Origin of the sequence: Shewanella sp. SM68 (assembly GCF_025653925.1) — a bacterium.
Classification (GTDB): domain Bacteria; phylum Pseudomonadota; class Gammaproteobacteria; order Enterobacterales; family Shewanellaceae; genus Shewanella; species Shewanella oncorhynchi.
In genome coordinates, this window is sequence record NZ_JAKKRU010000027.1 from 1 (window position 1) to 9786 (window position 9786).

10 protein-coding genes and 1 pseudogene are annotated in these 9786 nt (G+C 43.7%); 2 read left to right on the top strand and 9 right to left on the bottom strand.

The window, feature by feature from the left end:
- From L5M40_RS22365 to L5M40_RS22385, 5 genes and pseudogenes are all read right to left on the bottom strand, one after another.
- Positions 1-173: transposase (locus L5M40_RS22365; RefSeq protein WP_263178571.1), on the bottom strand; the 173-nt coding region annotated here is incomplete at its 3' end.
- Between the two features lie 78 nt (positions 174-251).
- A pseudogene (locus tag L5M40_RS22370) lies at positions 252-992 on the bottom strand (extracellular solute-binding protein); the annotation flags it as partial.
- Between the two features lie 599 nt (positions 993-1591).
- Complete coding sequence (locus L5M40_RS22375) at positions 1592-2947, bottom strand: glutamine synthetase family protein (RefSeq protein ID WP_028760883.1); 1356 nt, start codon at positions 2945-2947, stop codon at positions 1592-1594.
- 2 nt (positions 2948-2949) lie between these two features.
- Positions 2950-3711, bottom strand: a complete 762-nt coding sequence (locus tag L5M40_RS22380; RefSeq protein WP_263175536.1) for a gamma-glutamyl-gamma-aminobutyrate hydrolase family protein — start codon at positions 3709-3711, stop codon at positions 2950-2952.
- Between the two features lie 699 nt (positions 3712-4410).
- Complete coding sequence (locus tag L5M40_RS22385) at positions 4411-4959, bottom strand: cupin domain-containing protein (RefSeq protein WP_028760885.1); 549 nt, start codon at positions 4957-4959, stop codon at positions 4411-4413.
- Positions 4960-5195: 236 nt separating this feature from the next.
- Between L5M40_RS22385 and L5M40_RS22390 the strand changes: the two genes are divergently transcribed.
- Positions 5196-6503 carry an NAD(P)/FAD-dependent oxidoreductase gene (locus L5M40_RS22390; RefSeq protein WP_263175537.1) on the top strand — a complete coding sequence of 436 codons (1308 nt, stop codon included), beginning with the start codon at positions 5196-5198 and terminating at the stop codon, positions 6501-6503.
- Here the strand turns inward: L5M40_RS22390 and L5M40_RS22395 are convergent.
- From L5M40_RS22395 to L5M40_RS22410, 4 genes are all read right to left on the bottom strand, one after another.
- Complete coding sequence (locus L5M40_RS22395) at positions 6487-6993, bottom strand: DUF2937 family protein (protein ID WP_263175538.1); 507 nt, start codon at positions 6991-6993, stop codon at positions 6487-6489. The genes L5M40_RS22390 and L5M40_RS22395 overlap by 17 nt on opposite strands.
- A gap of 108 nt (positions 6994-7101) precedes the next feature.
- On the bottom strand, positions 7102-7959 hold the full coding sequence (locus L5M40_RS22400; RefSeq protein ID WP_263175539.1) for a sulfurtransferase: 858 nt from the start codon (positions 7957-7959) through the stop codon (positions 7102-7104).
- A gap of 290 nt (positions 7960-8249) precedes the next feature.
- On the bottom strand, positions 8250-8663 hold the full coding sequence (locus L5M40_RS22405) for a septal ring lytic transglycosylase RlpA family protein (RefSeq protein WP_219234053.1): 414 nt from the start codon (positions 8661-8663) through the stop codon (positions 8250-8252).
- A gap of 261 nt (positions 8664-8924) precedes the next feature.
- Complete coding sequence (locus L5M40_RS22410) at positions 8925-9320, bottom strand: hypothetical protein (protein WP_105249914.1); 396 nt, start codon at positions 9318-9320, stop codon at positions 8925-8927.
- A 293-nt stretch (positions 9321-9613) separates the two neighbouring features.
- Between L5M40_RS22410 and L5M40_RS22415 the strand changes: the two genes are divergently transcribed.
- Positions 9614-9786, top strand: a 173-nt coding sequence (locus L5M40_RS22415) for a transposase (protein WP_263178571.1), incomplete at its 3' end; no start/stop codon positions are given.

Consider the following 9786-nt stretch of genomic DNA (forward strand, 5'->3'; position numbering starts at 1 on the left):
GGAGCAAGCCCTTTGCGCTCGACCTGAAGCTGCGTTACCCACTTACTGACCGTTGATTTACCTACGTTCATGGCTTTGGCTGCCGCTTCTTGTGTATAGCCCTGGTCAATGACTAATTGGGCAGTTTCGAGCTTAATCGCTGCGCTATATCGTGCACGTTTACTTTTATTCATTTTGTCACCTAAATTCGCTATGAATGAGATCATAACATTTCTTATTAGGTGGCCAAATTCAGTGTGCCACTACACTTTCGCTTGGAATACGTCACCGGAGAAACCGTAAGCGACACAGATGTCACCGTTCGCTAAGTCAGAAATATAACGTGAAGAATGGAAATACGTCACATAAGGACGAATTTTTTCCAGTAACTCACCCGCTTTTTCATAATCTTCAGCCTTAGTGCTGTTAGGATCTAAGCCTAAATAAATCATCGCCTGTGGCACCATGTCGTCGGCAGAGTCCAACATAGCAAAGCCACACTTAGAAATTTTTTCAGCGTATTTAGGATTGAAGATCAGTTCCATTGAGTTAAATGGCGCATCTTCCCCCACAGCGGCTTTCACTTTATCGATGTTGTAACCAATGCCATTGGTTCCCCATAAATAAGGCACGGCATATTGGTTACCCGGATCGGCTTTTTCAAGCAACTTCATCAGGGCTGGATTTAAATTTTTAAAATTAGGTAACTTAGCGCGGTCTAAAGGTTTGAAAGCACCCGCTTTGATTTGCTTAGCGAGAAAGTGGTTAGAAGGTACAACGATATCGTAGCCACTACGACCAGACAGTAATTTAGCCTCAAGCACTTCATTACTATCAAATACATCGTAAATTACCCTAATGCTCGTTTCTTTCTTGAAGTTTTCTAAGGTATCTTCCGCGATATAATCTGACCAGTTATACACGCGAACCACTTCTTCCGCTTGGGCCACTGCGCTCGCAAATACGCTCGCAGTCACCAGCGCTAATGTGGTCATCTTATTAAATAGCTTCATGCTTTCTCCTTTCTCGGGTAGCAGAACTGCTTAAGCAAATTCTGACATTGTGTCACCGGGCTGCCCGGATATTGTTGTTATTTTCGACCAATGCTACACCTTAAAAACCGCATCGGCAGTCTCTACGGCATGATAACCATGCCTACTTTATATCTTGCTGCAATTTGTTAAGTATCAGGTTTCGTGCCAAATTTTCGAGGCATCGGTATTGCATTAACACTCAAAAAAATAGACTAGATATGACACTGCTTGTACATTTTGCAACATTAAGGCAAATGCCTCAAGTCCCTAAGCAATCGCAAAAAAACACTTAGATAAACACATTTTAAATATGACTAACAATTAGTTAGTAACGCTAGTAAGCGAACAACCTAAAATTATTAAACCTATTTTACTTCCCTAGCAGACAAGCGATGGAATTGAATATTCACTTTAACGGACAAGCCATTAAAAACCATCATATTATTTAACAAGCGAGTTGCACCAGTTAAGTGCAACCTCACTAAAACAGTGCACACATCAGTATCGTTATGGCCAACGTTAACCCCTTATTCCTTGGGTTAACGCGGCAACACGGTCAGTGCAATCAATCCAAAACATTACACAGTGAGTAATAGGAATTCACGTTCCCATGAGCTGACAACGCGGCGGAAGTTTTCAAGTTCAGCCTGTTTTACCGCAACAAATCCAGTGGTGAAGGATTCGCCTAAATATTGCTTACAGGCATCACTTTCTTCCATCGCCGCTAATGCTTCCTCTAATGTCAGCGGTAAACAATGGGTATTATTGCTACGGCTTTCATTGGCTTTACCTTGCACAGGAGTCGAAGGTTTTAGCGACTCAACCATGCCGATATAGCCACACAACAAGCTCGCGGCAATCGCCAAATAACAGTTAGCATCGGCGCCGGGAATGCGGTTCTCTATACGACGGTTTTGTGGTGAAGATTCTGGAATGCGTAAACCACAGGTACGGTTTTCATCGCCCCATTCTAAGTTTACAGGTGCCGAAGTGCCGGGGAGGAAACGACGGAACGAGTTCGCATTTGGCGCCATCAGTGGCAGCAACTCAGGAATGAATTTTTGTAGACCTGCAATGTATCCCAAGAATAGCTTGCTCTTAGTCCCATCTTCATTGGTGAAAATATTCTTGCCAGTCTCTTTATTGATCACGCTTTGATGAATATGCATCGCACTGCCAGGCTCATCCGTCACGGGTTTTGCCATAAAAGTGGCGCAAACATCGTGCTTCAGCGCGGCTTCCCGTAAAGTGCGCTTAAAGATAAACACTTGATCAGCTAAAGATAATGCGTTGCCATGACTGAAGTTAATCTCCATCTGTGCGGGACCATCTTCATGGATTAAAGTATCGATATCTAAACCTTGAAGCTCACACCAATCGTACATGTCTTCAAACATAGGATCGTATTCGTTGGCAGCATCAATAGAGAATGACTGGCGACCCGCTTCGGGGCGGCCTGAACGACCAATTGGAGGCTTTAAGGGTAAATCGTGGTCGTCACTACGACGAGTCAAATAGAACTCCATTTCGGGAGCGATAACAGGTTCCCAGCCCTGTTCGTCATAGAGAGACAAGACTTTTTTCAATACGTTACGTGGTGAAAGCTCAATAGGATTACCCATTCTGTCGTAGCAATCGTGGATAACCTGTGCCGTGGCTTCGATGGTCCAAGGCAACATAAAAACGGCATTTTCATCGGGTACACAAACAAAATCGATGTCGGCTGCATCGAGCAAACTGTAGTAAATCTCTTCGTCGACAAAATCACCCGTCACAGTTTGCAACAACACACTTTCGGGCAAACGCATGCCTTTTTCATCGAGAAACTTATCGACTGGAGCAATCTTGCCGCGGGCGATGCCAGTCATGTCACTGATAACACATTCGACTTCTGTGATTTTTCGTTCTTTTAAAAAAGCGATTAGCTTATTCATTATTATTTCACTCGAGTTGTAGCCCTACGTCGGCATGCATCACCGAAGGCATTGAAAATGGAGAGGTAAAACGGATTCTCGCTCACCTTCCACTCTGGATGCCATTGCACACCGAGGGCAAATTCTTTAGTACCAATTACGGAGAAAGCCTCCACTAACCCATCTGGAGCATAAGCTTCTGGCCGCAACCCAACACCCAGGCGCTCCACGCCTTGAGTATGTACAGAGTTAATCTCTGCAGAGTCACGGCCCCAGGCCTCGTAAATAAGCCCCCCGGGCTCAACAGTAATACTGTGAGAAGCCCCATACTGCACATCTAAGGATGCGGTTTTATCTTCTCGATGTTCAATAAAGCCACCCACCTCATGGAGCTTCTGATGCAAACTGCCACCAAAAGCCACATTCATTTCTTGAAAACCGCGACAAATACCTAATACAGGTACCCCAGCAGCAATAGCAGCGTGGATCAGCGGCAAAGTTGTCGCGTCACGTTTAGGATCATGGTGTGTACCAAGCTCACTCGGCTGGCCTGCATAAAGATGGGGTTCTACATTAGAAGGAGAGCCAGTAAACAAAATACCGTCAAGACGATCTAAAATAGCGTCTATCGGTAAATCGCCACCTAAAGATGGGATCACTAACGGCCAGCCTTTAGCGCCATTAACTACGCCTAAAAGGTATTTTTCACCAACAATATTAAAGGAGTGTGATCCCAATTGTTGATTGCATGCAATAACACCTATGAGGGGTAAATCGGCTGACATATCTCACCTTTAGAATTGATTTTACTAGCATAACGAACACTTTTCCTTTAAATGTTCATTTTTTCACACAGTACACCGAAATTTAGCACTAGGCAAGAGGTTAAACACTTGTTAAAGGTTATTTAATCCACTTATTCTTAATAAGCATAAATAACATGTAGTTAAATATATATTTACCCCATTTCAGGCTAATTCATGTATATAAACCGGCAGTTACACCAGCATAAAACTCACTTGTTACCGAGTAAATTAAACCGTATTCGAAGCAAATTTGAACCAATATTATTTACACAAAGAAGAGGATACATAACCAATATGACAGGGTTAAAAAGTAGGTAATACCAATCGTATTAAATATCTGTTCATTCAGCGGGAGTTCAACGCGCTTTAGACAAGGCGAAGGCTTGAAGGCATAGTGGTGCTCTGTCGAAAGCCTTGAACGTAGTATAAAGCGCGTTGAAACCCGCCCTTCGGGAGCCTCACAGGCATCCCACTCCCGTGTTGCATTGACTTAAAAGGGAATGACCATTTCTGCGTCAATGCGCCTTGGATTGAAATGCCTGTGAGGCTCTGAACTGATTAGATATTTAATGTGATTGGTATAAATCCGCAGGAATGTTGAATAACAGTATTACGCCACTCACTTTTAGCGAATAAGTGGCCTAATATGTTGAATAATATGGTAAGTTAATGACTTAATTAGAAGTTTGCAGGCGTAGTCGCACTCACTAAGCGACAAGGTTCATCGAAGGGATTGCGGAATCTATGGGGCAATTCACTGTTAAAATAATAACTGTCACCCGCTTCCAAAATATACACTTCATCCCCAACAGTGAGTTCGAATTTACCTTCTATCACCATAGCGGCCTCTTCACCTTCGTGCTTTAGCATCTCTTCACCCGTATCTGAACCGGGTGGGTAAATCTCATTCATCACTGACATTGCGCGGTTCGGGTAATCACGGCCAATCAGTTTAAATTCAAGTGGCCCAGTACCGATATTCAGTAATTCATTGGATCGATAGACGACCTTTTGCTCACTATCCGTTGAGGCTTCAATGGAGAAAAAGTCCACTAAAGACATCGGGATACCCGACAGCACTTTTTTTAAAGAGCTGACTGACGGGCTAACACTGTTTTTCTCGATCATTGAAATCGTACTGTTAGTCACACCAGCACGTTTGGCTAATTCTCGTTGAGATAAGCCTTTCATTTTTCTAACAGTTTTGAGGCTGGCTCCAATATCCAAATTTCACATCCCCCTAAAGGCTCGGGTCAATCCCGATAGATGACGAACAGGTTGTTCAGGATAAACACCATCCAGAACGCATTTTCGCCCAAAAAGCGCGTGTTTTACTGCTTTCATTGTATTCTACATAAAAAGCGTGTTAAATAAAACGAACACTTTTTTACGTCATGTTAAAAGTGTGATGAGTATACTGAGACAAGTCCAATTTACAATAAAAACAATTTTTGGGAGCCATAATGGCAAGCAAACCTCCAGTGCACAGTGAACAGTATCCACACTCTTATTATGTTGATACTGCTAAAGAAATTTACGCTCATCCACAACTCGAAGGCAATATCAATGCCGATGTCTGTATCGTGGGCGGCGGCTTTAGCGGTATCAATACCGCCATAGAACTCGCGCAGCGCGGTATGAGTGTTGTGCTGTTAGAAGCGAGGCGAATTGGCTGGGGCGCATCGGGGCGTAATGGCGGCGAACTCATTCGCGGCATAGGCCATGACCCTGCACAATTTCAAAGTGAAATCGGCACTGAAGGTGTTCAAGCAATTCAACAGATGGGCTTTGAAGCCGTCGAGATAGTGCGAAATCGCATACAAGAACACAGTATCGACTGCGATCTGCAAATGGGTTACTGCGACTTAGCGGTTAAACCTCGTCACATGGATGAGCTTGAAGAAGAATTTAGCGCACTCAAAGCCATGGGTTATCAGCAAGAAATCAAGCTGTTAACTAAGCCACAATTAGGTGAAGTCATAGGCTCAGATTTTTATCAAGGTGCGCTGGTTGATATGGGTAGCGGCCATTTACACCCGCTGAATCTTGCTCTGGGTGAAGCTCGCGTCGCCCGTAATCTCGGCGCTAGGTTGTTTGAGTACAGCGCTGCTGAAAAAATCATTCAAGGCGCCAAATCTAAGGTCATTACCGCTAAGGGCGAAGTCACATGCCAATACGTAGTGCTGGCGGGCAATGCCTATATCGGCCACAAACTTAATAGCTTTGTAGGGGGGAAAGTATTACCTGCAGGCAGTTATTTATTGGCGACAGAGCCCTTAACTGAGGCCCAATGCGCGAGTATTATCCCGCAAAACATGGCCTTCGCGGATATGCGAATTGCCCTAGATTACTTTCACTTATCGGCAGATCGTCGTTTGCTGTTTGGCGGCCTTTGTACCTATTCGGGTAAAGATCCGAAAGACATTGAAGCGGCACTGAGACCGAATCTTGAGAAAGTTTTCCCGCAATTAAAAGGGGTACGTATCGATTATGAATGGGGCGGCATGATAGGTATCGGTGCTAACCGTATGCCACAAATTGGTCGCCTTCCTGATGCCAATAATATTTTTTACGCCCAAGCCTATGCGGGACACGGCGTGAATGCCACTCACATGGCGGCAAAACTGCTTGCCGAGGCTATTTGCCAACAGGCGGGACATTTCGATGTGTTCGCTAAAATCAAACACATCACCTTCCCCGGCGGCCCAACATTCCGCTCACCTATACTCGCTGCAGGCATGCTGTATCACAGATTTAAGGACTTGTTTTAAGTCGCTTGTTACGCCTTGACCACAGGATAAAAGGGATAGACCCAAGATAATGCACGACTAAAGCCACCAAGACACCAAAGCCAATACCACTAGAAGTTAAAGGTATCCCTGGCTTAAAGTTACTGATGGTTTTCTCAAGATAATCAAAGCGAACAGGGTTAAACATATAGGCAGTTTTCTCAAACAAATTGCCCGTATTAAAGATCGCCACGCCCTGTGTTAACGCTTTATAAAGCGCCAGTGTCTGTACCTTTTGCTCAGCGTCGGCACGCACACTTGGCTCCTCATTTTGCTGGTGGCTGGCAATCATGGCATCAACATCGGCGTAATGATATTCCTTAGCCGTTGCCTCGTAACCTTCTACCTGCCATCGAGTCGATTCATAAAGGCCTGATAAAAATTGCTGATAATGATCAGCCAGTTGTGGTAACTGTAAGGCAATCACTAAAATAAATCCAAATACCAACTTATCGATCAATCTCGCTATCAAAGGTTTCTCCTTGGCATTTCGCCAAACGACGTAAAAGTCACATGATGTTCAACAAAAACCACGCTAACTTAATTAATCTACAGCACTAATTTCAATGGTAATACTCAATTAACACTCTATCGGCAGATCGTTACGGCTGCCCCAATCCGCCCATGAACCATCATAGAGGATAGGATTTTTATGCCCCGCTGCAACCAAAGCTAAGATCAAAATACACGCCGTAATCCCAGAACCACAGCTGAATATCATTGCGGATTTATCCGCTGCTAGCCCTTGATAAATAGACTGTAGCTCACTGACCGTTTTGATTTTATTACCATCGAGCACTTGAGCGAAGGGTAAATTAACCGAGCAAGGAATATGCCCAGAGCGCACACCGGGACGCGGCTCACTCACTTTCCCTAAAAAGCGTGGCGCACCACGGGCATCGACAATCGCCGTTCCGGCATCTTCAATACGTGATAACACGGCCTCAGCATCCATCACCCGCTCGGGGTGGTATTGCAGCACATCCGCAAAAGTATCAATATCCGTCGGGCCATAATCGACGCCTTCGGCTTGATAACGCGATGAGGTAATGCGGTCTTCTTCAATCCACTGAGGCAAGCCACCATCAAGTACATAGACTCGATTAAAGCCCATGACTTTAAAGGTCCACCACGCCCGTGGAGATGAATAAATGCCTTGGTTATCATAGATAACAATAACACTGTCGACCTCAATCCCAAGTTGGGCTATCCCTTGGCTGAATTGCTCAAACGTCGGCAAGGCATGAATTTGGGTTGAAGTCTTATCGCAAAACACATTTTCCAAGTCGAATCGACGTGAGCGCGGAATGCAAATAGGCTCATCGTAAACTAAGGGTTCTTTACCAATAACGGTTTCCATACTGGCATCGAGCAAGACTAAATGGGGATCGGTGAGGTGTGCTTCGAGCCACTGCGTACTAACAAGTGGGTATTCCATAGCGGGTCCTTTTACTGTTATCCAAATCTGCCGCTAGTCTCTCACCAAATGCCGTAAAGCCCAAATATCAGCTTAACAAATTGTCTGCTTTGTCTTTTCTTTAAAAGCGTGGACTCGACTTTATGCGCTCAATCATTAGTGCATTCAATCATTAGTGCATTCAATCATTAGATTGCGTCGAAGCCGTGTTTTGAAGATAGTGCTTTCAAACTGCTCATTTTTAAGATGCAGCTTTCAAAACAATCTTTTCGATATGGCCGTGTTCAAGATAGCCGTTTTCAAAATAGCCGCTATTTAATGACTTCAATTTTCACATCAATCAAACCAGAGGAAGTTTTGCCTATGCTACTGAACGCCGATTTAGACAGATCAATAATGCGGCCACGCACGAAAGGCCCTCTATCATTGATTTTCACAATCACACTTTTGCCATTATCGACATTGGTGACCTTAACACTCGAGCCAAAGGGTAACTTTTTATGTGCTGCTGTCTTTAATTTATGTTTGTAAAGTTCACCACTGGCCGTCTGCTTATTTTGATGTTTATCCCCATAAAATGAAGCCTGACCAGCTTCCGTGAACCCCACCCAGTTTCCATTCTCACCCGTCTGCATTGAAGAGCAGCCGGCCAAAAAGCTTAGCAATGCCAGTGCAAATAGTTTGACGACATTGAACTGCCTAATTGGGTTTTGAAGTGCATTCACATGACACCCTCTCTAATGAGTGAACGCTTTGCTAACGAGTGATAGGCTCAGCAAAAATCACAGGGAAATAACGAACAACCTTAGATGGCAAAGCTCAAGACCTGCATCCTAAAAGATCAAAATAAGAAACAATAAATTTCCACGAGGCTACAGCAGTTGCACGCTAAAATCACGTATTTACAGGTGAATGCTCTTACTTTGAGATAAAATATGCAGTCATAACGAGGCTTTGTTTCCTAATTTAGATCGGTAAACAAAGCCCTAACGAGTTAACACTTCATGGATAATCTCAAATTTGGGTTCTTTACCACTTGGCCATGTAGGTTTCTTTATGGGGTTTTCAAAGGTGGTCAGCCAAATATCAAGATCACTGGAACCAGACAAACAACCCATAAACGCAAAATACATTCCACTATTTATCATGTGACGGGCAAACTGAATAGCGTCTTCAAGAGTGCCCTCTTCCCAGTTATGTGTGAACGTTTCATCATCCCATACCCATTTAATGGGGACTCCACTTTCATCACAAGCGAAGAACCTTACATTTCGATAACCTTTACTTGCTGTTTTTAGAGAATTTATAAAACTTTCTCTGGTGTTATCGAATCTTTTTTTAAACTCTTCAATATCTAGATCTTTGCTAATAAAGTTCTTCATACTTGCCCTAGAGGTAAATACTACCAACGGTATGGCATAACCACACACAAAAAAGTCTATCCAATGAGCCCAGTGACTGATGTCGTTTAGCTCTGTTAGAAGCTAATTATGCCAAAGATTGGTATTCATTGCTGCCATTATGAAACAACCTAATTTCGATACTTTTTATTTCTTTTTTAGAGGAAATCAATTGCTCCACCAACCAAATATAACCGATTTTGTAGTGGCACACTGAATTTGGCCACCTAATAAGAAATGTTATGATCTCATTCATAGCGAATTTAGGTGACAAAATGAATAAAAGTAAACGTGCACGATATAGCGCAGCGATTAAGCTCGAAACTGCCCAATTAGTCATTGACCAGGGCTATACACAAGAAGCGGCAGCCAAAGCCATGAACGTAGGTAAATCAACGGTCAGTAAGTGGGTAACGCAGCTTCAGGTCGAGCGCAAAGGGCTTGCTCC